At 41.0% G+C, this 22,064-nt stretch carries 29 protein-coding genes and 2 tRNA genes; 11 read left to right on the forward strand and 20 right to left on the reverse strand.

All coding sequences use genetic code 11. The features are described from left to right. The first annotated feature begins 23 nt into the window (after positions 1 to 23). The 4 genes from E5N72_RS02665 (at position 24) to E5N72_RS20690 (ending at position 1,991) form a co-directional block, all read left to right on the forward strand. Positions 24 to 716, forward strand: coding sequence for a PspA/IM30 family protein (locus E5N72_RS02665; RefSeq protein ID WP_135923115.1), 693 nt, complete (start codon positions 24 to 26; stop codon positions 714 to 716). A gap of 71 nt (positions 717 to 787) precedes the next feature. Continuing rightward, positions 788 to 1,426, forward strand: a complete 639-nt coding sequence (locus E5N72_RS02670) for a DUF4178 domain-containing protein (protein WP_135923116.1) — start codon at positions 788 to 790, stop codon at positions 1,424 to 1,426. Continuing rightward, complete coding sequence (locus tag E5N72_RS02675; protein WP_063700569.1) at positions 1,423 to 1,740, forward strand: hypothetical protein; 318 nt, start codon at positions 1,423 to 1,425, stop codon at positions 1,738 to 1,740. The genes E5N72_RS02670 and E5N72_RS02675 overlap by 4 nt, the downstream gene beginning before the upstream one ends. Before the next feature lie 65 nt (positions 1,741 to 1,805). Further along, entirely contained in the window at positions 1,806 to 1,991 is a 186-nt protein-coding gene (locus tag E5N72_RS20690; protein WP_054554683.1) for a hypothetical protein, read from the forward strand. On the opposite strand, the gene E5N72_RS02685 is transcribed toward E5N72_RS20690, so the two are convergent. The 5 genes from E5N72_RS02685 to E5N72_RS02705 form a co-directional block, all read right to left on the reverse strand. Further along, positions 1,984 to 2,385: a hypothetical protein gene (locus E5N72_RS02685; RefSeq protein WP_135923117.1), complete on the reverse strand. Its 402-nt coding sequence runs from the start codon at positions 2,383 to 2,385 to the stop codon at positions 1,984 to 1,986. The genes E5N72_RS20690 and E5N72_RS02685 overlap by 8 nt on opposite strands. 13 nt (positions 2,386 to 2,398) lie before the next feature. After that, on the reverse strand, positions 2,399 to 2,878 hold the full coding sequence (locus E5N72_RS02690; RefSeq protein WP_135923118.1) for a hypothetical protein: 480 nt from the start codon (positions 2,876 to 2,878) through the stop codon (positions 2,399 to 2,401). 123 nt (positions 2,879 to 3,001) lie between these two features. Beyond that, positions 3,002 to 4,378, reverse strand: coding sequence for a class II fumarate hydratase (locus E5N72_RS02695; RefSeq protein ID WP_135923119.1), 1,377 nt, complete (start codon positions 4,376 to 4,378; stop codon positions 3,002 to 3,004). Between the two features lie 8 nt (positions 4,379 to 4,386). Further along, positions 4,387 to 4,752, reverse strand: coding sequence for a hypothetical protein (locus E5N72_RS02700; protein ID WP_240704486.1), 366 nt, complete (start codon positions 4,750 to 4,752; stop codon positions 4,387 to 4,389). 106 nt (positions 4,753 to 4,858) lie between these two features. Beyond that, positions 4,859 to 5,053, reverse strand: coding sequence for a hypothetical protein (locus E5N72_RS02705; protein WP_054554610.1), 195 nt, complete (start codon positions 5,051 to 5,053; stop codon positions 4,859 to 4,861). Positions 5,054 to 5,236: 183 nt separating this feature from the next. On the opposite strand from E5N72_RS02705, the gene E5N72_RS02710 reads away from it, so the two are divergent. Then, a complete protein-coding gene (locus E5N72_RS02710) occupies positions 5,237 to 5,827 on the forward strand; it encodes a DUF938 domain-containing protein (RefSeq protein WP_135923120.1) in 591 nt (196 codons plus the stop codon). Here E5N72_RS02710 and E5N72_RS02715 read toward each other — a convergent pair. From E5N72_RS02715 to E5N72_RS02725, 3 genes are all read right to left on the reverse strand, one after another. Next, positions 5,804 to 6,943 (reverse strand): GNAT family N-acetyltransferase, encoded by a 1,140-nt coding sequence (locus E5N72_RS02715; protein ID WP_135923121.1) that lies wholly within the window; start codon positions 6,941 to 6,943, stop codon positions 5,804 to 5,806. The genes E5N72_RS02710 and E5N72_RS02715 overlap by 24 nt on opposite strands. Beyond that, entirely contained in the window at positions 6,940 to 8,307 is a 1,368-nt protein-coding gene (locus tag E5N72_RS02720; protein ID WP_135923122.1) for an alpha/beta fold hydrolase, read from the reverse strand. The genes E5N72_RS02715 and E5N72_RS02720 overlap by 4 nt, the downstream gene beginning before the upstream one ends. A gap of 68 nt (positions 8,308 to 8,375) precedes the next feature. Continuing rightward, positions 8,376 to 8,837 carry an Lrp/AsnC family transcriptional regulator gene (locus E5N72_RS02725; protein WP_135923123.1) on the reverse strand — a complete coding sequence of 154 codons (462 nt, stop codon included), beginning with the start codon at positions 8,835 to 8,837 and terminating at the stop codon, positions 8,376 to 8,378. Between the two features lie 113 nt (positions 8,838 to 8,950). Here E5N72_RS02725 and E5N72_RS02730 point away from each other — a divergent pair, with 113 nt between their 5' ends. Further along, positions 8,951 to 10,120 carry a monodechloroaminopyrrolnitrin synthase PrnB family protein gene (locus E5N72_RS02730; protein ID WP_135923124.1) on the forward strand — a complete coding sequence of 390 codons (1,170 nt, stop codon included), beginning with the start codon at positions 8,951 to 8,953 and terminating at the stop codon, positions 10,118 to 10,120. Next, positions 10,120 to 11,238, forward strand: a complete 1,119-nt coding sequence (locus E5N72_RS02735; protein ID WP_135923125.1) for an aminotransferase class V-fold PLP-dependent enzyme — start codon at positions 10,120 to 10,122, stop codon at positions 11,236 to 11,238. Before E5N72_RS02730 ends, E5N72_RS02735 begins: the two co-directional genes overlap by 1 nt. Here the strand turns inward: E5N72_RS02735 and E5N72_RS02740 are convergent. From E5N72_RS02740 to E5N72_RS20585, 5 genes are all read right to left on the reverse strand, one after another. Next, entirely contained in the window at positions 11,210 to 11,974 is a 765-nt protein-coding gene (locus E5N72_RS02740) for an MBL fold metallo-hydrolase (protein WP_135923126.1), read from the reverse strand. The genes E5N72_RS02735 and E5N72_RS02740 overlap by 29 nt on opposite strands. Before the next feature lie 64 nt (positions 11,975 to 12,038). Further along, a complete protein-coding gene (locus tag E5N72_RS02745) occupies positions 12,039 to 12,518 on the reverse strand; it encodes a DUF4124 domain-containing protein (RefSeq protein WP_135923127.1) in 480 nt (159 codons plus the stop codon). A gap of 113 nt (positions 12,519 to 12,631) precedes the next feature. After that, positions 12,632 to 12,724: transfer RNA gene (locus tag E5N72_RS02750), tRNA-Ser, on the reverse strand. A gap of 53 nt (positions 12,725 to 12,777) precedes the next feature. Continuing rightward, positions 12,778 to 12,868, reverse strand: a tRNA-Ser gene (locus tag E5N72_RS02755). Between the two features lie 227 nt (positions 12,869 to 13,095). Then, complete coding sequence (locus E5N72_RS20585) at positions 13,096 to 13,236, reverse strand: hypothetical protein (protein WP_167350231.1); 141 nt, start codon at positions 13,234 to 13,236, stop codon at positions 13,096 to 13,098. Between the two features lie 324 nt (positions 13,237 to 13,560). Here E5N72_RS20585 and E5N72_RS02760 point away from each other — a divergent pair, with 324 nt between their 5' ends. Further along, positions 13,561 to 14,409: a YegS/Rv2252/BmrU family lipid kinase gene (locus E5N72_RS02760; RefSeq protein WP_135923128.1), complete on the forward strand. Its 849-nt coding sequence runs from the start codon at positions 13,561 to 13,563 to the stop codon at positions 14,407 to 14,409. Positions 14,410 to 14,463: 54 nt separating this feature from the next. Here the strand turns inward: E5N72_RS02760 and E5N72_RS02765 are convergent, their stop codons facing one another. Then, on the reverse strand, positions 14,464 to 15,393 hold the full coding sequence (locus E5N72_RS02765; protein WP_135923129.1) for an EamA family transporter: 930 nt from the start codon (positions 15,391 to 15,393) through the stop codon (positions 14,464 to 14,466). A 101-nt stretch (positions 15,394 to 15,494) separates the two neighbouring features. Between E5N72_RS02765 and E5N72_RS02770 the strand changes: the two genes are divergently transcribed. Then, positions 15,495 to 16,937 carry a PLP-dependent aminotransferase family protein gene (locus E5N72_RS02770; protein WP_135923130.1) on the forward strand — a complete coding sequence of 481 codons (1,443 nt, stop codon included), beginning with the start codon at positions 15,495 to 15,497 and terminating at the stop codon, positions 16,935 to 16,937. A 62-nt stretch (positions 16,938 to 16,999) separates the two neighbouring features. Here the strand turns inward: E5N72_RS02770 and E5N72_RS02775 are convergent, their stop codons facing one another. Continuing rightward, on the reverse strand, positions 17,000 to 17,800 hold the full coding sequence (locus E5N72_RS02775; RefSeq protein ID WP_135923131.1) for a YggN family protein: 801 nt from the start codon (positions 17,798 to 17,800) through the stop codon (positions 17,000 to 17,002). 392 nt (positions 17,801 to 18,192) lie between these two features. On the opposite strand from E5N72_RS02775, the gene E5N72_RS02780 reads away from it, so the two are divergent. Beyond that, on the forward strand, positions 18,193 to 18,381 hold the full coding sequence (locus E5N72_RS02780; RefSeq protein WP_135923132.1) for a hypothetical protein: 189 nt from the start codon (positions 18,193 to 18,195) through the stop codon (positions 18,379 to 18,381). A gap of 56 nt (positions 18,382 to 18,437) precedes the next feature. Here the strand turns inward: E5N72_RS02780 and E5N72_RS02785 are convergent, their stop codons facing one another. The 3 genes from E5N72_RS02785 to E5N72_RS02795 all read right to left on the reverse strand — a co-directional run bounded on the left by E5N72_RS02785 (position 18,438) and on the right by E5N72_RS02795 (position 20,110). Next, on the reverse strand, positions 18,438 to 18,920 hold the full coding sequence (locus E5N72_RS02785; protein ID WP_135923133.1) for a glutathione peroxidase: 483 nt from the start codon (positions 18,918 to 18,920) through the stop codon (positions 18,438 to 18,440). 186 nt (positions 18,921 to 19,106) lie between these two features. Next, positions 19,107 to 19,406 carry an AzlD domain-containing protein gene (locus E5N72_RS02790; RefSeq protein ID WP_135923134.1) on the reverse strand — a complete coding sequence of 100 codons (300 nt, stop codon included), beginning with the start codon at positions 19,404 to 19,406 and terminating at the stop codon, positions 19,107 to 19,109. Next, entirely contained in the window at positions 19,403 to 20,110 is a 708-nt protein-coding gene (locus E5N72_RS02795; RefSeq protein WP_135923135.1) for an AzlC family ABC transporter permease, read from the reverse strand. The genes E5N72_RS02790 and E5N72_RS02795 overlap by 4 nt, the downstream gene beginning before the upstream one ends. A gap of 152 nt (positions 20,111 to 20,262) precedes the next feature. On the opposite strand from E5N72_RS02795, the gene E5N72_RS02800 reads away from it, so the two are divergent. Beyond that, positions 20,263 to 20,913: a cytochrome b/b6 domain-containing protein gene (locus tag E5N72_RS02800; protein WP_135923136.1), complete on the forward strand. Its 651-nt coding sequence runs from the start codon at positions 20,263 to 20,265 to the stop codon at positions 20,911 to 20,913. 60 nt (positions 20,914 to 20,973) lie between these two features. Here the strand turns inward: E5N72_RS02800 and E5N72_RS02805 are convergent, their stop codons facing one another. Continuing rightward, positions 20,974 to 21,426, reverse strand: coding sequence for a cytochrome c (locus E5N72_RS02805; RefSeq protein ID WP_135923137.1), 453 nt, complete (start codon positions 21,424 to 21,426; stop codon positions 20,974 to 20,976). 91 nt (positions 21,427 to 21,517) lie between these two features. Next, the gene (locus E5N72_RS02810) at positions 21,518 to 21,988 is read right to left on the reverse strand and encodes a DUF2721 domain-containing protein (RefSeq protein WP_135923138.1); all 471 of its coding nucleotides are present in this window, start codon (positions 21,986 to 21,988) and stop codon (positions 21,518 to 21,520) included. Positions 21,989 to 22,064: the final 76 nt, after the last annotated feature.

Raw genomic sequence — 22,064 nt, forward strand, 5'->3', positions numbered from 1 at the left:
TAGCAATTTCTGGAGTTAAGATTATGAGTATTTTAAAGAAACTATTTACAGCTGTACGTGGTGGCGCTCGTGAAGCAGGACAAGCAATTGTTGATGCAAACGGTATCCGTATCTTTGAACAAGAAATTGCTGATGCACAAAATGCCTTACAACGTGCAAAAAAAAGCCTGACTGAAGTAATGGCAAAAGAGATGCAAACGAAGCGTAAAATTAGCGCACTAGATGCATCAATTGCTGAGCATGAAGCGTATGCAGGTCAAGCGCTTGAAAAAGGCAACGAAGCGCTAGCATTAGAAATCGCAGAAAAAATTGGTGATTTTGAAGCTGAGAAAGCAGAGCACGAAGAAGTGCTAGCTGGTTTTAGTAACCATATCGTGCAGTTAAAGCAGCAAGTTAAAGAAGCTGAAAAATCGATTAAAGAAAACCAACGCCAATTAACGATGGTTAAAACGACAGAAAGTGTGCAGCAAGCAACAATGGCTGTAAACAGCACGCTAAATACGAATAGCTCATCAATGACATCAGCACGTGAGTCTCTAGAGCGTATTAAACAACGCCAGCAAGACCGCCAAGACCAGTTAGGTGCGGCTAAGCAATTAGAAGCTGACACTAACGGCGATGATTTAAAAGCGAAAATGGCTGAAGCGGGTATTGGTGATACGAGCCCGAAAAGCGCGGATATTTTGGCGCGTATTAAAGCAAAACAAAATAGCTAATCTGTTAGCGGAAAAACAAAAGGTAACCCACGCACTGGGTTACCTTTTTTACTTCAACAAGGAGTCAGCCAATGTTTAACTTTTTTAAATCTAAAAAAGCTCCAGAGCGTCAGCTTACTGATCCAAGCCAATTACTCGTTGGTGATATGTTAACTGTGATTGATTCGTTTGCTTACCCAAGCTGGTTAAAAGGACAGACTTTGCGAGTTACTGATGTGCAAACGTATCAGTATCAACGTAGTGCAGAGTATGAGTTGGTACTCGAAAGCGAATCTGGCCAAGTGGTGTTTTTGCAAATCGAGTCAGATGACGGTGAACAGTGGGCACACTTTGCGATCAAAATTCAACGCGATGATGTTGATGAAATTTTTACTCTCGATGAGTTCGCTCGTATTTTTGATGAAGACGAATTAACGGCAATTAATGTACAAAATAGCCCAGAACGTTTTAGTCACTTTTTGGCATCGAGCTACAAACAAACAGAAGCACCTTATGTGTGTTATTTCCATAATAAGGACTACCGTAATAAGCCTTTACCTCGCTATGAAGACGAGGGCGGTGAGCCGTGTGAAATGATCTGTTTAAGCTCTGATGATGAATCGCATAGTTTAAATATTGAAATTTGGGAAGGCGGTGAAACAGAGGTATCACTGACGTTAACCAGACCAATTAGCGATATTGTTGACTTATTTCCTGGGGATGCCAAGTGAGTGATGCAAAAGCTAAGTGGCAGCGTCAGGAACAAGCAGTTAGAGCCACACAAATGGCGTTTGATTTAAGCTCTGAAGTGCAAAAATCAATTAAGAAGCAAGCCATTGACCAAGAGCTTACGCCATCAGATATGATCCGTAAGATTTTGGAGCTCGACGTTAAGTCGAAAAAAACCAGACAGCGTTTATCGTTTAACTTAAATGATGAAGAAATTGCCTTATTGGCTGAGCGGTTTGGTGTTGCTGCTGATGATAAGCGAGCTGTGAAACAGCGTGTGGCAGAACTACTCATTGCGCACAGTAAAAAAAGCTAAGGTTTTGCCTTTACTTCTTTAAGCCCTTACACTGAGACTAGATGTTTTAAAGAAGTGACATGACTTTGGATATTATTTTACTTGCGTATTTAGTTATTTTTGCATTATTTGGCACTGCAGCAAGTTACTTTGTTCGCTACATTTACGCTTACTGGGTGCATAATACAATGCAGGTAAAGTACATTTATAAGGCCGGGATTTGTATCATCAGCGTGGTGATAGTATCCGGCCTTATTGCATTGTTTACTTAATCTCGATTGCTTGGCACTGCTTTGAAATACACAGTGATTGTACCGGCAGGACTGGCGAGCAATCGTTAACGGTTAATGCTTGCTCAGATGACTTCTCAGCCGCTGTAATTCGCTCTGCAAGTTGCTCCGCTTGTTCTTGTGCGGTGTTTAACGTTGAATAGACCACATAGCGACTTGGGCCACCACATGCTCGTTCACCGACTTCTAACACCTTACATTGAAAGCTTGCATTACAGCTATTATTACTAACGATATCGTTCAGCTGATCATTTAAATCACCTAAATCAACGCGTGCAGAACTACCTGACGTTGTTGTTTCACAACCAGTTAAAGCAATACTTGCTAACACAGTTGTGGTGATGAAAAGTTTCTTAAAAGTCGATGAACGAACCATTATTGCTTATTCCTTAGTATACACTTGCCGCTGAGCCTTCGATTCTAACACAAGTATTCTCAGAACACTGCGCACCCGGTGCGGTTAGATGCTGACAAATACTCATCATGTCGTTTGCTGCGTTAAATTGCTTTTCAAGGGCGGTGATGTCTTTTGCAAGTTTTTCAACCTCAGCAGTGTTAGCTGTTTTGCTTGAATAAACAATGAAGCTACTTGGCCCACCACAGGCGCGACTACCAACAGGTAATACTTTACATTGGCTGCTGTTATCACAGCTTGGATCATCGATTAGCTGTTTAAGTTGTTCGTGGGCAGAGCTAATAGTGGCTTTATCTGGGGCTGCTTTGCTCACTTCTTCAGCGTTTTTTATTTCAACGGCTTTTGGCGCCTCGACAAGTTTATTGCTGGTTGCCGTTGATTCGGCTTGCTCATTATTGTCCGAACACGCAGTTAATAACACAGGAAATAAAATTGCCAATAGAGGATAGCGCATAACATACCTAAAAATCGTTGAATAAGTACTCACTATCATACACATTGCTCAAAGTGGAGCAATAAAAACGTTAGCTTTCAGTAAGTAGCTCTGTATTCACAGAGCTACAGTAGGATAAAAGTTCTATAAACCACCTTGGGTTAGTTTGGCAGGGTCAAGTAATTCACTCAATTCTTCGCGCGAAATATCAGTGTGCTCTGCAGCAACATCAATAATAGGACGACCTTCTTGATAAGCTAATTTGGCAATTTTTGCGGCTTTGCTATAGCCGATCACCGGATTAAGCGCAGTAACCAGAATTGGGTTTTTAGCGAGCGCTTTATCAACATTGCTTTGGTTTACTTTAAAGCTGGCAATCGCTTTATCTGCCAGTGCTTCACTACTATTTGCCAGTAGTTCAATACTTTGCAAAATGTTTAGGGCAATCACAGGTAGCATCACATTGAGCTCAAAATTACCTGCTTGACCAGCCACGGTAATGGTGGCGTCATTACCAATTACTTGTGCGCTGACCATAGCGGCAGCTTCAGGGATCACTGGGTTTACTTTACCCGGCATAATTGATGAGCCAGGTTGTAAAGCTTCAAGCTCAATTTCACCAAGGCCAGCAAGAGGGCCTGAGTTCATCCAGCGTAAGTCATTCGCTATTTTCATTTGTGCTACAGCAAGTACCTTTAGCTGACCTGACAGCGCAACAATGGCGTCTTGTGATCCTATGTTGTAAAAGAAGTTTTTGCTTGGGCTAAAGCGAATACCGACATTCTCACTCAAGTGTTGGCAAAACTCACCGGCAAACGCAGGGTCGGCATTAATACCGGTACCTACGGCTGTGCCACCTTGCGCAAGTTCACAAACTCGCTCAAGTGCTTGGCGAATCCCAGCCATTGCATGATCCACTTGTAACTGCCATGCAGCCAATGTTTGTGCAAAACTCACAGGCATTGCATCCATTAAATGAGTGCGGCCAGTTTTAACAATATGGCCCACTTCGGCTTGTTTGTTTTGAAGGCTTTGACTGAGTTTATCGAGTTTAGGAAATAGTTCATAAATGATGTTAATGGCGCTACTTACCGCAATCGCAGTAGGGATCACATCATTTGAGCTTTGTCCCATGTTCACATCATCGTTGGGGTGAATGGTTTCGCCTGCAAATTTACTCGCTAGTGTTGCAATAACTTCATTGGCATTCATATTTGAGCTAGTACCTGAGCCGGTCTGAAATACATCAACTGGAAACTCTGAAAAATGTTTACCGTCGATGATCTCTTGGCATGCTTGCTCAATTGCTTTTGCTTTACCTTGGCTCAAATGGCCTAAAGCTGCATTGCTTTGCGCGGCAGCTTGTTTAATGTAGGCAAGGGCGGTGATAAATTGCTTAGGCATGGCTAAGCCACTAATTTTAAAATTATTGATAGCACGTTGCGTTTGAGCTTGATACAAAGCATTGGCAGGGACTTGTAGTTCACCCATGCTATCTGATTCGGTTCTAAATTGGCTCATAAACACTCCTAAATCGGGTTAAATTCTTGGCTGAGAAGCCACGCTTCTCGCTCCAAACTGAAATACTTTTCAATACAGTTATGAGTTTTGTAGTAACGCTTTAGCGCAAGTTGCGGTTTATAAAGCTGGGCCAAACATTGTTTACGAATTGCATTATGCACTAATGAATCACACATCTTTTCAAGTAGTTCATGAAAGGTGCGTCTTAGATACAGCTCTTGCAAAATAAAGTTGTGATGTTTTTCGTAATAGCGTGCAATGTTCAAACCCGCTTCAACATAGTTAGCAACAAGTGCTGGGGCATGTAGCCCTGGTCTTTGGCAAACACATTTCATTTGCCGCTGATACTGGAGCATAGCATTGTGAGAGTGCATAGAAAAACCGATTAGCTGTAATGATAATAGTTATCATTACAGCTAATCGGTTTTAGTGCAAGTCTTATCTAGTGTAGCTAAGACTGAATGGATTAACTGTGTGTGATTAATTGTAGCCGAGAATAAAAATCTGGTCTGTTTCATGTTTTTTCGGCGCCTGTACATTTTCTTTGTTACATTGAGAAAGAAGGTCGATAACGGTTGCTCTGTCGTCACAACTAGTTAAGGCGGCTTTTTCGCTTTCAGCACGTTCGCTGGCTGCAAGTGCTGCATCTACAGCGGTGTAGGGTGAGATATACATAATGTTGCTCCTATTGATTAATTCACTTATGAAATAGCATAAGCTGTACCAATATTGACAAAAATAGATAAGCTTTTGAATTTGTTGTTTTTATATTTTTATCTAATAAATTACCCGCGACTTTAGTGATTATTTTTGCTTTACTGTTGTGCACTAATTACCAAACATGGTGCATTAATTTGTATGGATAAACCTTTCTCTCAAGCCTGTGAAAACAATAAGTCACCTATTTTAAAGGTATTAATAGAGTTCTTTTCTGATGTAACGAATGTATTAGAGGTTGGCTCAGGTACCGGGCAACATAGCGTGCATTTTGCAACGCATTTAGCACACTTGCAGTGGCATTGTAGTGATCGTGAGGTTAATCACCCTGGGATATTACAATGGCATCAAGAAGCTGCACTAACTAACTTGCATGCACCACTCACACTCGATCTTAATGATCCTTGGCCAGTTGATACAGTGAATGCTATTTTCACCGCGAATACGATGCACATTATTAGTTGGCCACTGGTGGAGCGCTTTTTTCAAGGAGTAGCAAAGCATTTAGCGCCTAAAGGAAAGTTATGTATTTATGGGCCATTTAAGTATCAAGGTAAGTATACCAGTGCCAGTAATGCTGAGTTTGATGCTTTTTTAAAACAGCAAGATGCTAATAGTGCAATTCGTGATTTTGAAGCGATTTGCCAACTTGCAGAGCAAGCTGGCTTAACCTTTGTTGAAGATGTGCAAATGCCAGCGAACAACCAATTATTGCTGTTTAAACGGCAGTAAGCTTTCGCATTGTGCTTTATAGAGCGCCATATGTTGGCGTTCTCTGCGAATAAAATCATTAATGGCTGCTGCAAAATCACCGTGCTGAATATGATGCAGTGAATAGGTATATACGGGCTTAAATCCGCGACTTATTTTATGCTCACCTTGCGCGCCAGAGTGGAACTGTTTAAGTTTGTTGGCAATGCAGTACTCAATGCCTTGATAGTAGCAAAGCTCAAAGTGCAAACTATCAAGCTCATAATTTGTTCCCCAGTAACGACCATATAAACAATTCTTATCTTTAAAACTGAGTGTGGCGGCAATCACCTCTCCTTGATACTTAGCGAACATTAATACCAGTTTGTCGGCCATGCTCTGCTGTAATAATTCGAAAAAGGCGGTATTCAAATAACCATTGTGGCCTGAGCGCTTCAAATAGGTTTGGCGGTAAAAATGACTAAATTGCTGCATGTGCTGCTTGCTGATGTCAGTACCTTCGAGCCATTCTATGACTATCTGTTGTTCAGTTATTTTAGCGCGTTCTTTTTTGAGCGATTTACGCTTTCTTGCGGTGAGTGAAGCTAAAAAATCATCAAAGCATTTATAGTCTTCATTAAACCACTGAAACTGCACGCCATGACGTTGCATTACGGTGTCGCTAGTTAATGCAGTCGCTTGTTGCTGGTGGCAAAAATTTATATGCCAACCTGACCAGCCTAACTGCGCTGCTGTTGCTGTGAGTATGTGCTGAATATACGCATAGATCTTTGCGGCGTCATTGTGATTTATACTAATTCGTTGCCCTGCAATAGGTGTGAATGGCACGCCACACAGCCATTTAGGGTAATACTCTAAGCCATGCTGTTGATAAGCTTCAGCCCAAGCCCAGTCAAATACATATTCACCATAAGAATGGTGTTTTAGATACCCCGGTAGTAAGGCTATGACCTGTTCTTGCTGGTAAATTGCTAAGTGCATAGGTTGCCAGCCCGACTCTTCACTCACACAGCCTGTTTGCTCTAAAGCCTCTAAAAAAGCGTGATCAGTAAAGGGCGTATCATCAAAAAATGACTGCCAAAGAGCGGCATCAACCTCGCTTATTTGATTAAACCAGTGGTGGTTAAACTCACTCATTGTGCAGCCGATTCAATATCTTTGATAAAACCGTTGATATGCATAGCAAGCTTATCGAAATAAGGGTTAAACGTGAGTCGTGCAAAGGGTTTGTGCGCTTGTAAATTTTCGGCTGTTCGTTCACCCATCACAACGTCTTTTTGGTATTTGCAGGCTGTATAAAGTTTATCGTCATCTAAGTAGCTTCCGCAATTGCGATACAATGCTGTGCGACCGTAGTAAGGGTTGCTGGGTTTATTAACAATACCAATATGTGACATTCCTTTGATTTTTTTACAGTCATCGGTGTCGCAGTCATCACGAATTATGTGGTAATCAGCTGGAAAGCTGGCGGGGATATTATCGTCGTCACCGTAGTAAACTAGCCGATCAAGCTGGTTATTTTTACGCGCTTTTGGGTCGTGCAGTTTAGCTAGTAATTTAAAGGTCGCTTGATTATCTATTGTGGTGTCAACATCACTAAAGGTGCTAAATATTGCGACATTCGGCAGTTGACGATAACGAAGCTCATCAAGGCTAATACGGCTCATTGCTTCGTGGCTAGCTGAGGCTGCACTAAATGGAAACGACTCATACTTAGCAAAATCCAGATCCGCGTCTTTATCAATCCAATTAACAAATGGAATTGCATCGACCCATTTGGCCAACCAACCGTTTTTATTGTGTGGCTCACTTGCTGGTGAAAACAACATCGCAGCAGTAATTTTATTATCAACAGGAGCTTGAGTTAAGTAATCAACAACCAGTGCTGCACCCGTTGAGTAGCCCCCTAATATTACCTGATCAAAGTCTTTTAATGTGCGCTCAATGGCATACACACTGGCTTTTCGCCAATCATCAGCATCAACCTCTTGCAAAGCTGCTGCGGCAGTACCATGCCCCGGCAGTAAAATTGTGCGAACTGTATAACCTTGTTGATAATACACCTGTGCAAGGTCATGGTAGGTAAATGGAGAGTCGGTTAAACCATGGATTAAAAGTACAGCTTTGCGGCTATCGGCCTGTTTAAGTTCGAATGGGCTAATTAAATCGGCAATTGTTGCGTTAGCAGGTCGAGAACCTTGTGCAACAAGTTGCTGATAGGTATCGGTATAAACTGGGCATGGTAAGTTCGCTCGCGGATTTTCACTGCTAATTTCAAGGTAAGCAGCGGTTAAATAGTCACTAAATGCTTGCTCGATATTATAGCTAAAGGTGCTATGGCTGCGTGGTAATGGCTCTCTAAACAGTCCTTCGCGCTTACTTTTCATCATCAAAGCTTGGTCTTCAAGCTGAGAAAGGCAGGTTTGCTGCTGTGCCATTAATGGGCTGCTAAATAGTCCACTGATGGCCAAAGAGATAGCAACTAAGTTTATGAATTTCATATTTTAAGCGTCCTTTTAAAGCCTGTTTTTAGCTTATCGAGTTATGTTTTATTTGCAAGCAAGCTGCGTCAAGCTAGCGGTAAATGGCGCTTAGTGAATGCTTGTTTTAAGACCACCGTCGACTCGATGTTAGCAATGCAATCAATACTACCTAATTTATGTTTCACAAAGCTTTCATAGCTTTCTAAATCTGTAGCAACAATCTTGAGTAGATAATCATAACTACCTGAAATAACTGAGCACTCAAGCACATGTTCAAGTTTTGCTACTTGTTGTTCAAATTGCTCAGCAGCGGCAACTGAGTTTTGGTTTAAGCGTACAAAGGCATACACAGACACGTTTAAATCAACGGCTTTAGGATTAATTGCAGCATGGTAACCACTGATCACATTCGCTGATTCGAGCTTTTTAATGCGGCGCAGGCAAGGGGTATCTGACAGGCTAACAGACTGTGCCAGATCCGAGACAGAAGTTCTTGCATTGTCTTGTAGAGCATTAAGTAATTGTTGGTCTTTTTTATCTAATTTCATTTTAATTTGAGTGATTTTCACTAATCTAGGTGGATTCTAGTCTATATTTTGGCGATTAGCACTCATTGAACTCTGTTAACATTATCGCAATATAATTATTTTGGAGTGAGCCTGTGACTGAGAACACCAAGGCATTTGATAGCTGGCTTCGCACTCGTTTTGTTGAGATCAATAGCGAACTAGAAAAACTATATTGGCAACAAGACGATAAAGCGAATGTAGAGGGGGTAGGTGAGCACCTTAAACGTCAATTAGAGCAAGAAGGTAATGAGCATATTCGTGCTTTACTTGCAGAGGGTAATACCGATGAAGGGTTTGATAACGCTTTCGATTTATTAGGTAATGTTGGCTTGTATATGGCGGCATGCCGTCGACATGAGATCACTGAGCCTTCTCGTGAAACAAGCTCACCCCTTGTTGAAGCCTCTGCATTGGCAATGCACATCGGTGCATCTATTGGTGTTACCCCGCGTTTTGCAACGGCGCATTTAACCACCCACAACAAAGCGGTTGATGGTTTGTATAAGCGCTTTACTGACCTTGAAGATGAGAAAATCTTTGTTGATTATAATACCAAGGGCATTTTAGCGTATAAGCGTGCAGCGGATGCTTTATTAAAAATTCAGCCGTTAGGAATATCGCACCCTATCACGGCAGATTTACTTGCCGTGGCAAAGCAAGCACTGCTTGATGTAATTGAGTCGAACAATACGTTATACAACAAGCTTGATACAGACCGCTTTTTCTATTGTGTACGCCCGTATTACAAGCCTTATCGAGTAGGTAAAGAGGTGTATCGTGGTGCGAATGCCGGTGATTTTGCGGGCATTAATGTCATCGATTTATTGCTTGGTCTTTGTTTTGCTAATGAACCTAGTTACTCGCAAATGCTGGTGGATAAATTCTTGTATATGATGCCTGAAGATCAGCAGATCCTGCGTGAGAGCATGCGTATGACAAGTATTATGGATGACTTCTTAGCGGCAGAAGCTGAGCGCGATAGCGAGTGGCTACAAACTAACTTAAAGCTGTTTATTCAAGTGTGTAAACTGCATGGTGATACTGCGATTGGTCACCATAATCAATTGGTCAGTAAATACATTGCGCAGCCTTCACAGCAAATGCAGCAACAACATATGGATAAAGTCACTGCCAGTGGACCGCCTTTACATGTATTACTTAACTCATTAGAGCAGTTACGTGATCGCCGTGCGGCAGCAAAACGGGATGATATTCGCACCCGTTTCGATGATTTAACTAAGTTAAAACAGTGGATTAAGTAATGAATAAAGACGATTTTGTAATTCCACAAGGCAGCTATTTACTTAACCACTCTGTTGGGCGACCATTAAAATCTGCTGAGCAGCATTTCCATCAGCAGTTTTTTGCCGCTTGGCAAAATGAAAATAAAGAGCCATGGCAACAGTGGTTGCAAGGTGTAGAGGCGTTTACGAGTAGTCTCGCTAAATTATTTAACTCGCACAGTGAGTTGTTTTGTCCACAAGTTAACTTATCGAGTGGTTTAACAAAGCTTTTGATGTCGCACCCGCGACTTCAACAAGAAAATTGCAAAGTGTTGATGGCCGAAAGTGATTTTCCAAGCATGGGTTTTGCAATGCAAAAAGCCTTACCGGAAAGTGCTGAAATCGTGTTTATTGATAAGCATGAAGATTTAACCAGTGCGCAGGTTTGGCAGTCATATTTAGCGAAAAATGATATTGATTTAGTCTTTATTAGCCATGTTTATTCAAACACGGGTCAGCAAGCGCCTATTAACGAAATTATCAATATCGCAAAGCAACACAACACATTGAGCTTACTAGATGTTGCGCAGTCTGCGGGTATTTTAGAGGTCGACTTAACTAAGCTTGATGCCGATTTTATGTTGGGCTCGAGTGTCAAATGGCTATGCGGTGGGCCTGGTGCTGCTTATTTATGGGTTAACAGCAAGCAGCTATCACTTTGTCAGCCACAAGATGTTGGCTGGTTTTCTCATCAAAATCCGTTTGAGTTTGATATTAAGCACTTTGCTTATCATCAAACCGCGTTGCGCTTTTGGGGTGGCACACCTTCAGTTGCACCTTATATTTTGGCATCCCATAGTATTAATTACTTTGCTGATCTTGGTATTGAGAAAGTACGTGCTCATAACTTAGCAATGCTCGCGCAGTTTCATGATCAATTAGCTGATTATATGCGCTCACCCATACAGGCTGACAAATGTTCTGGAACGGCCATTATGCATTTTGGCGAGCAACAAGCCGCTGTTAAAGCTGCGCTTATTGCAGCGAATATCGCTGTTGATGAGCGTCACTTGGGTTTAAGAGTCTCTGCTCATATTTATAATGATCAGCAGGATATTGATACATTTATCAAGACTGTGAAAAGCGCTTTAAATTAAGTGCTTGTCGGGCTTTTGCTTTGACTGAACGCCAGTGCGTCATTGGTTTTTCGGGGACCAGCGCTAAAATTTGCTCAAAGTCGATGTCATCAATACCCACTTCGTTACTGTGGGCAAACATAATCCGTTTTGGTTGTAAGGCTTTTAACATCAGTAAAGAGTTTAAATACAGCTTTGGGTAAAAAACAGGAAAGGGTGGCACGAGCTGCCCTTTTACTTTTACCAGTAAATCAGCAATGTAAATTCTCTCGCTGGGAATATGATACAGACTAATATCTCGGTCTGTATGACCTGGGCTATGCAGTGCTTGCCAATCGTCAAAGCCCGGTAGGGTTGCATCTGTGGCAAGGTAATAATCTGCATCTAAATGGCGGCTGTACCAAAGATTGTGGCGTTTTTTATTTAACCTACCGGCGACCCACCAAGCCAAAGCGATATCGGTTAAATGCATTAAAAAACCATCAATGCCTCTATACCATTGCCCAGGGGCGTTCGACGTAGCTATTTTGCCACCGCTTAACTTTCTTAATGCATGCGCTCCACCGGCATGATCGGGGTGCATATGGGTGACTACTATCAGTTTTAAGTCTGTGATGGGGCGCTTGAGTTGCTCGGTAATATAGTCAAATACAGTATTCACATCAGCACGGCAACACCCATCAAGCAGCATCAATTTATCTGGATATTCAACCAAATAGATGTTTTGAATATAACCTTCTAAAGTATGAATGTGCATTGCTACATAAGGCCTTAATAATTTAATAAACCCTGTTATAGCATGTCTGACCAGTTTAGGTAAGTTAGAAGTCTTGCTTCTCTGTAAGTAGCCTTTTACTCTCTTCTAGTTTTTCAATCTGCTTATTTATGATACTTAACTGGCTGTTATAATAGGCATTGATGCGCTCACTTTGTTTTTTAATGGCATCATCGATCGATTCTGCACCTAGTCTATTTGCAGCATCTTGGGTCATTTCGTAAACTTTTTTTATACGCTCGTTTTGCTTTTTTTGTAATTCTTTACTTTCTAGTTTTAAGCGCTCAATTTCGCGATCAGCTTCTTTGGTTTTGAGAAAGTTTTCAACACTTAGCTCATTTGTCTCTTGCGTTTTTTCTGGTGGTAGCTTGGTTTTGGGTGGTGGAGTGATATTAACTATTTCGGCATCTTTACCACATGGTTGCTGCGAAAACGTGGCAACATTATCGATCATGCATTTATAGATCGTGGCTTGGCTGTAAAAGCTGAGCAACAAGGCTGCAGCGAAAGAGGCAAAACGGAGCATAGCACTAATCACTTTGACTAATATATATACATTTAGCATGCATGAAATTAACTGAAGTGTGCAAGTTTTTTAGGCATAAAAAAACCGCTAAAAAGCGGTTTTAAATAATAAAATGGTGGAGAAGGAGGGATTCGAACCCTCGATAGAGCTACAAACCCTATACTCCCTTAGCAGGGGAGCGCCTTCGGCCACTCGGCCACCTCTCCAACGCATAATTCTGATTGTAACTTGCTGAAATTAATCAACAAATAAAAATAAGTGGTGGAGAGATAGGGATTTGAACCCTAGAGGGGCTACAAACCCCTGCCGGTTTTCAAGACCGGTGCATTCGACCACTCTGCCATCTCTCCACGTCGTGATGCGAGAATAATACTTAGCTGAATCGGCTGTGTAAATAGGAAAAAGTTTGTTTGCTTGTTTTTTGAGCGTAATAAGGGCGTTTTTTGTAAAAAGGTTTAATTATTTGCAGTTTTTGACTTAAAAGAAGAGGGTTGGGGCAGTAAACGGAGGAGCTAAAGAAGGATCTTCGTTAGTGGTTGGTTGTTTACTGCACCGATAAAGTAACCATGGTTGGGGGTTACTTGTGTTGTACTGCGCCGCCAAGTGCTAACTTTTTGCCGTAGCGATTAAGCTTTGCCAACATTTTTGCTTTGCGGTTTGTTGGTTTTACGGCAACATGAGCTGCTGCGTTTTGGTTTAATGTATTAATTGGGTTCATTACTTTGCTCCGGGTTGTGTTTGGTTGAAAACGTGAGTATTTTGCAACCAAACTGAACAAAAATAAAACGATAAAAATTGAGTCTGCCGGATAACTTTTTCTAATTCGAAAGTCTTTTATTAACATGGGGTTAAGTTTTTATATCTGCAGAGGTTTGCATGCTTATGCAGTTGTTTTTGTGTTGAAGTATCAGTAAATAAAAGGTTTTTAATTGTCGTTACTTTGATTTATGCGTTTTTAGAGTAAGAAAGTGACTAATTATTCAGATTAATATAATTTGAACGAGTGTGGTGTTTTTACCATGCAAGAAAAGAAGTGCCATTAATGTTGATAATAATAAAGCCAAGTGACAAAAAAAATCATAAAAATAGTGTTGATTGGCTACTAAAAGAATGTAAAAAAAGACAGATTGAGCCTGAGTTATATTTAACCATAGGCAATTTTCTTCAAGATTGCGCTAATATTGCCCTTTTAGCTAAAAGCCAGACACAAGTTGTGGTAATTGGTGGTGATGGGACGCTACATTTAGCTGTTAATGCATTAATGACGAGCGATTGTTCTATCGCCTTAATTCCTGCAGGTACAGGTAATGATTTTGCTCGCGGCTTTGCGCGCAAGCAGCAAGCTTGGCATGACGCTGTTTTCAATAGCCGTACTGAGCTCATTGATATTGGGCAAATAAATCAGCGCTATTTTATTAATGTAGCGGGGATAGGTTTTGATGCTGAGGTGGTAACTCAATTAAACAAAGCCGGAAGTTTTAGCTCGTTTGGCTACACTTGGCAGGGTATCAAGCAGCTATTTTCATTTCAGGCACGGTCACTTCAGGGGGAATTTAATGGTAGACCACTTAGCTACAGTAATTTAGCGACGATTTTTGCTAATCATCATTACTTTGGTGGTGGCTTAAAGATTGCTCCTCGGGCAAAGTTAAATGATGGTCAGCTTGATTGTTACTGCATGCCAGCAGATGGTTTGTTAAAAAACCTGATTAGCTTTTTATATTTACTACTTGTGAAACATCATAGTTTAAAAAGGCTGAAATATACCTGTTTAACAACTGCGGAAGTAACCACCAAAGGGCTTAGTATTGAGGCTGATGGAGAGCTCGTTGGTTTTACACCAGCCAAAGTTAAGATTCACAAACAAGCACTTCGTTTTCATGTGCCATAAAAAAGCGCCGGCATATTTTGCCAGCGCTTGGTGTTAGAGGTGACCTTGCCACATCTAACTGGGGACGGAGCTTTTTTGCTGTAGGTTACGTGCAGCAAAAAATGCTTTAATTTGTCGAGTTGGAGTTAGCACGATAGCATTACCGAATAACACTAGGCTAAAGCCCATAAAGGTATTCGCTTGCCATTCGAATCCTTCAAATAAGGTACTTAATACCACTGCAACCAGTGGGAATAATACGATTACGTAGCTTGCGCGCTCAGGGCCAATATTTTTAAGTAGTGCGAAGTAACAAGCAAATGCGATTACGGTACCAAACACAGCTAAATAGAAAAGCGATACCCAATAACTGGTTGGGGCATTCAATGTAAGCTCAACATCGCTTACTAAAACATACGCTGCTAGGCCTAAAGCGCTGTATAACATACCCCAGGCATTGCCCTGAAGTACGCCAATGTTTCGCTGAGAGTTTCGAACACTGACCATATTCCCCAATGAAGCCACAAAGGTCCCAGATAGCGCAAGTAGTAACCCGACCAACGCACCATTACTCAAGTCGAATTGCTGAATTTGTGGCCAAAACAAGCTTGCAATACCCATTACGCCGAGCAGAGCACCAAAGTAAATTCGTTTCGCAATTGGCTTTGCGAAAAACAAGCGGGTGTTAATAATGTTCATCAATAACAACATCGAAAAGGCAATTGAAGCCATTGCTGAGGTAAGGTAGTTCTGCGCCCAATACAGTACTAAATAATTTAAACCAAAGTTAAATAAAGCTAATAATGCAAAAAAGCCGTGATCACGCAGTGAATATTGCATAGGAAGTTTTTTTACGAGCACAAAGGCCCACATTAAAATAGCTGCAATGGCAAAGCGATAAAATAAAGAGACCTCAACAGCGACATCACCCAGTTGAAACTCAATAGCAAGCCAAGTCGATCCCCAGATCAGTACTGTAGCAAGGTAGAGAGCAGCGCTTTTCATAGTTAGTACCTAAAAATTGAAAGTATGTTCATTTTAAATCGCTTCTGTATACTTAACATATACAGAAAACTAGAAATGCAACCTATACAGTTTGGTGGGCTATGTCACAAGTAATCAGTCGTAGTAACAGTGAGTTCTTATATCAACAAGTTATTCAGTTAGTTAGAGATCTTTGTTTGCAAGGCTCGTTATTACCAGGTGAAAAATTACCATCACTCAGAAAAATGGCTGACAAGCTTAATATTAGTATTCCGACGGTAAAACAAGCTTATCAATTACTTGAAGGACAGGGGCTAATTGAAGCCAGAGAAAAGTCAGGTTACTTTTTAAAGTCTTCACAATTAAATCAGTCGCGGCCAAAGCGAGTCAGGCTGAGTCGAGAACCTACCACAGTCAACAAACAAGGCTTAATAGAACAAGTATATAGCGCTATCCACAAAGCTAATGTGGTGCCATTTGGTATTGCCAATCCTGTGGCCGCTGCACCGACAGATAAAGCATTGGCAAGAACCATGCGTCGGGTAATGACACTCGCTGGGGCATCGGCAATTAATTACGGTCCGATGGATGGCTTTGCACCACTTAAAAAACAACTCATTCATCGTTATTTAGACTTCGGCATTGGGGTTGATAGCGATGAATTAGTGATCACCAATGGCGCTCAAGAGGCGTTGGCGATAGCCCTTAAGTGTGTCGCTAAACCCGGAGATGTTATTGCTATCGAGTCGCCTTGCTATTTTGGCATTATCGAATTAATCGAAAGCTTAGGCTTAAAGGCACTGGAAATACCGCTGTGTCCTGATGAAGGAATATGGCTAGATGACTTGGCTCAAGCACTCGATGAACATGATATAAAAGCGTGTGTATTTTCTACCTCATTAAATAACCCGGTTGGCAGCTTTATGCCTGATGCCAAGCGTGAACAATTGGTGGCACTTTTAGAGCAGCGCGATGTCGTGCTTATTGAAGATGATGTTTATGGCGACCTACATTTTACAGCTAAGCGAGCGACTCCTGCACAAGCTTATTCAAAAAAGGGTTTAGTGATCACCTGCGCGTCATTTTCAAAAACAGCTGCGCCCAGTTACCGTATTGGTTGGATCATTGCCGGTAAGTTTGCTGAACAAGCAAGGCGCTATAAAAGGGCGCTTAGTTGCTCTGCGCCACTTATTAATCAGTGGACCTTGTATGAATTTATAGCCACTGGCGAGTACGATCGTAATATTCGTTTACTAAGACAGCGCTTAAGTACCAACAAAGAGCGTATGATTTGGTGTTTGCAGCAGCACATGCCAAGTTGTGCACGCATAAGTAACCCGCAAGGGGGTTGTGTTATTTGGGTTGATCTTGGTAGCCAATATGATGCGGTAAAATTATTTCATTTGGCACTTGAGGCGGGGATCAGTATTACTCCAGGGCTGATATTTTCAGCGGGTAAAAAGTACCGTAGTTGTTTTCGCTTAAGTTATGGCTTGCCTTGGTCTGAAAATTTAGAGCAGGCGATTAAAACGTTATCGCAACTTACTGTGCTGGCCAAAAAATAAAAAAGCGCAGAGCAAGCTCTGCGCGAAAGGACCAAGTGTTTTGGTTCAGGGATGTTAATTCATTACTCTGCGTTTTGTTTGAAGATAAAAAGTTGATACTCTTTTAGTTCTGGTACTAGCGCCACTAACTCTTGCTCTTTATGAGCGATATCAGCAAAGCTGCCGCATAATGCATCTGCACGCTCTTCAAGTTGAGCTGCCTCTGTTTCAACGCGCGCTTCTATTTGTGCGCCCATGTTTTCCATACGTTGTTCAAACTCATTCATGTCGCCACCCGAACCTAAAAGTTCAGAGCCTAGCGCGACCAAAATACTGCCCATTGATTGCATCATGGCTGATTCAACTGCTGATTCGATTTGCTCATCGAATTGGTCTTCAAAGTTTTGACCAAATTTTTCAAAATTTTGCTGACCCATTGTGAACGCACCTTGTTGATAGAAGGCGTTTTGCACTTCTACGCTGATATCGTCCATTAATTCTGAAATGTCGTTTAGGCCGTCAATGTTGAAGGCTTTTGACACTTCTTCAATTGCTACGCCTGCTATTTTTACGCCATCAAGTGCGATATTTGCTACTTCAGGAAGTTGGCTGCGTAAGCTGTCTGAGTAATCTGCAATTGCTTGCTGTTGTGAAGCATCAAGCGATACGCTTTGACCATCGATATACAAAGTGTGCTGATCGATGATTTTCATAGAGCGATTATCGGCTGTGTATACTTCTAACTCGCTTGGTGTGATGCGTACATCATTTTTAAATTCAACATCACATTGCTCACCGCTGAATGAAATATTTGTATCATTATCGTTATGAGCCATTGCGCTGGTAGCGATAAATAAAGAACTTACTAACAATAACTTTTTCATTTTTTTCTTTCCTGTTTGAAATGACATTTAGACATAATCAAACTTAATGCCAAATTTATATTTTTATTTTATTTCATAGGGTTATCATTTTATTAAGTGTAGTTAGAAGTTATGAGAATTAAATTTTTAACTAAAATTTGGTCAAATTAACTAAAAAATAAACATGCATAAATGGGTTTTATCGAAACGATAAAAAACTCTCACTTTTCAGAATCCGAATTTAGCGCTATTTATTCACAATATTGACATATCACCCATTTAGCATGGCGATATGGCTTTATTTTGGTGGTTTTTTACATACTAATTAATCACTGAGCTTTTTAAACTTTGCCAATTCACAGAGCAAACTTTAAATTTGTGAAATTGGTCTCAAACACTTTATGGAGTGGGTTGTGGGTAAGACATTTAGTTATGATGCGCTAGATGACGATTTTGTTGAAGACGAGTACGAAATGGTTGGGCGTAATCAACATGACAAAAAAAAGCAACGCGTTAAGAAGAGGCTAGAAGATTATCTTGAGCAAAAACGCTTACGCAGAAACTTAGGCGAAGACGACTTTGACGAGTACATGAACGACTAAGCATAAATTTAAATAAAGAGGCATTTTGCCTCTTTATTGCTTATTGGCATGTGATTTTATTTATTTAATGCGGCAATAATCGCAGCTTCGATCTGCTCTGGTTTTGTTAAAGGAGCAAATCGTTTAATAGCTTTGCCATCTTTACCAATTAAAAACTTGGTGAAGTTCCATTTTATTTTGCGGGTAATAAACCCAGGTAACTCTGATTTTAGGTATCTAAAAACAGGGTGTGCATGTTCGCCATTAACATCGACCTTGCTCATCATCAAAAAGCTAACGCCATAGTTAATTAGGCAGCCTTCTTTTATTTCTTTAGCATCTCCCGGTTCTTGCTTACCAAACTGATTACATGGAAAGCCGATAATGACGAGACCTTGATCATGGTATTTTTCGTGGAGTGCTTGCAAGCCTTCATACTGAGGGGTAAAGCCACATTTACTCGCCGTATTTACAATTAGGACGACTTTATTTTCAAAGTCATTAAAATCAATAGTTTGACCTTGAAGGCTGGTGGCACTCAGTTGATAAAATTCACTCATAGGTATCACTTATTATTATTGTTGAATTAATTCTAACCCGCTTTAGATAGGTATAAAAGTATAAATTTTAATCACACTTTATACCTTATAGCCAACTGTGAGCAGTGTTAGAGTTGATGTCAGTTTTTTAAACTCAAAGTATGTTGCTCTTAAAGGCCAAAAGTACAAATTTAGCGACAAAAAAGACTAACTTAAAATGATAAATAGCCCCATGCCTGCAAGCGTGGTGTAATAAATGTTATGTGTTTTATATGCGACAATGATGGCTAATACAGCCGCACTTAAATAAGGGTTTTGCCAATCTAAGTTAATCTCTCCCTCATTTATAAAGACGATGGGTACCCAAATTGCGGTAAGTACCGCTGGGGCGCTAAAACTTAAAAATTGCTGCATTTTCGGGCCGACTTTAAACGGTAATGCGCGGTGCAAAAATAAGTAACGTGTGAAAAAGGTAATACACGCCATCAATAAAATGGTGGTCATCATAGTGTATGCTCCTCTTTTGCTTGCCAGCGACTAATTAAATAACCTACTGTCATGGCTATTAGCGCTGCAGTCACTAACCATAGCTGAAAGCCTTGGCTTTTTAAAAGCGTAGCGACAACGCCAGCGGTGAGCACAGTAGCCAACGTAGCAAGGTTCTTTACACCAGGAATAACTAAGGCAATAAATGTGGCAGCAATGGCAAAATCAAGCCCAAGGTCTGTTAAGTCAGGCAGTAAGCTACCCGCGACTATGCCAAGCAAAGTCCATATATTCCACGCAATGTAAAAACTAAACCCTGCACTGAGCGCGTAAATAAGGCGCACTTTTGTTCGGTAGGCTTTGCGATGGTGCGAAAACGCAAATAATTCATCCGTGAGTACAAAGCTAACAGGAAGGCGCCAACGAAAAGGTTGATCAATGACTTTGTGGCGAATAGCTAAACCATATAGAAAGTGCCGCGAGCTAATAATGAGTGTGGTAAACAATATAGTAAGCAAAGGGGTATTGCCGGCCATTAACTCAATTGCGACTAGCTGCGCAGAGCCTGCAAATACCAACAATGACATCGCTTGTGTTTCTAAAGCACTAAAGCCATTTTGGACGGCTAACGAGCCACATAAAATGCCCCAAGGTAACACTGCAAGGCACAAGGGGAGCATGTCGAAAAACCCTTTTAGTAATGCTCTTATTGTTGATTTATGCATTTTATCGCTCATGTTTGTTGTTGTGGCTCAGATCAAAACAGCTGAAATAGAGGTGTGTCAAAATAACTGAAGTTTGCAATAATGTATAGCCGAACCCGTTGCTGAAATTTCATATCTGCAAGTTATAAGCGTCTTTTAAAGGGAAAGTTACAATGTCTAAAGTTAAAGTATGGGATGGCTTTATAAGAAGCTTCCATTGGTTATTAGTTGCGGCCATCGCAACACTCTATTTTAGTGCTGAAGAGGGTATGTTAGAGCTGCATTTTGCAGCAGGCTACTTCACCTTGGCGCTGATTATTACACGTCTTGTTTGGGGGCTTATTGGTAGCAAAACAGCAAAGCTCTCTGCACTTATTCACTCACCTGTTGCTGCAATTAAATCATTTACAAGCAATGAGCATAAGGCAGGTCATGGTGCGGCGGGCAGTTATATGGTGATTGCATTTTTTGTTTTAATACTTGTGCAGTTAACCTCGGGACTTATGACCAGCGACGATATCTTAACAGACGGCCCGCTAGTCGCACATGTATCATCAGATACCGTAGAATTTGCGGGTTGGTTGCATCATTTGAACTTTGATATTTTGTTGTATGCCATTGTGTTGCATGTATTGGCAATTGTGATTTACCGCATTAAGGGAAAGAATTTAGTCAAACCTATGCTAACGGGCAGTAGCGACCAGGTTTCAGTCACTGAGCCTGTCACTAAATCACCTATGCTCGCTTTTATTATTTTTGCTGTGTGCTTAGTGGTGCTATTTACAACTTGGGGTGCAGAGCCGCTCAGTTATTTGCTTGGGTAGACTTCTCAAGATAATAAAAAGGCGCTTATCAGCGCCTTTTTAGTTTACATAATTACTAGACTAGTCTTTGAAAGACTTATGGCAATCTTTACAGCCTTTAGCCCATGCGCCAAATGCTTTACCAATTACTTTTTCATCGCCACTCTGTGCTGCAACTGCTAGTTCATCAGCATATTGTTGGAAGGCAACTGCTTTTTTCATAAAGGTTTCGTTATCGCTCCATACAGCAGCAAGTGCAGATGTATCGCCTTTATCAGAACCCGCTACAAAAGCTTCCCAAGGCATTTTTGATAGTGCAGCTGCATTGTTGGCACGCTTTTGAAAGCGTTCAGCATCAAAAGGTACTTTTCCTTTTAGCATATCGCCCATGTCACCAATTTGTACGCGGATCATTGAAAATGCTGCCTGACGATACTCGATTGCATCACTTGGTTCTTCAAATACAGAATTTGCTGATGCGCCTAGTGCCATTGTAGATAGCATTGCACCTAATACTAATTGTTTTAATTTCATTCCTTTTGCCCCTTAAGATGTCATAAAAGTAAACTAACTGAGTTGTATCTTAGCTCAATATAATATTCAAGTGTATTGCGGTTAACCTTAATTAATCATTTATATCAATATCGGCGAATATCATCCCGCGGCGCATACTTCTGGTTGCTAAGAAAACCTCGCCTAGTAAAGATAAAAAACCACAGATCAACAGGGCCATAGCGGCCACAAAGCAACTGGCAATTGTCACGCTTAGGTTAATAGATTGGATATGTGATAGAAATAAACACATAACCACAGCGCACACTAATAAGGCACTAAGCACACTTGCACTAAATGCAATATGGATACAGCGCGAGCGCTTTAATAACGCTCTTAATTCAGTCGTTAGAGACTTATTAAAGTCTTCATCAGTACTGACCTTTAACTTACGCTCAAGCTGCCTTGCACGGTCGGTAATGCGGGCTAGACGGTTAGATAACACACCTAATGTGGCAGCAATACCCGTAATTAAGAATACCGGGGCTACGGCTGTTTGAATCACCTTAGCCATAGTAAGAATATTAATGACCTCTGAGTTCATTATGTTTACCTTTTTGCATTTGATTCATTTACAAATATTTACAACCCATGCTTTTTCATTAAACGCTTTTAAAACA

The sequence above is a fragment of the Pseudoalteromonas sp. MEBiC 03607 genome (assembly GCF_004792295.1).
In the GTDB taxonomy this organism is placed as follows: domain Bacteria; phylum Pseudomonadota; class Gammaproteobacteria; order Enterobacterales; family Alteromonadaceae; genus Pseudoalteromonas; species Pseudoalteromonas lipolytica_C.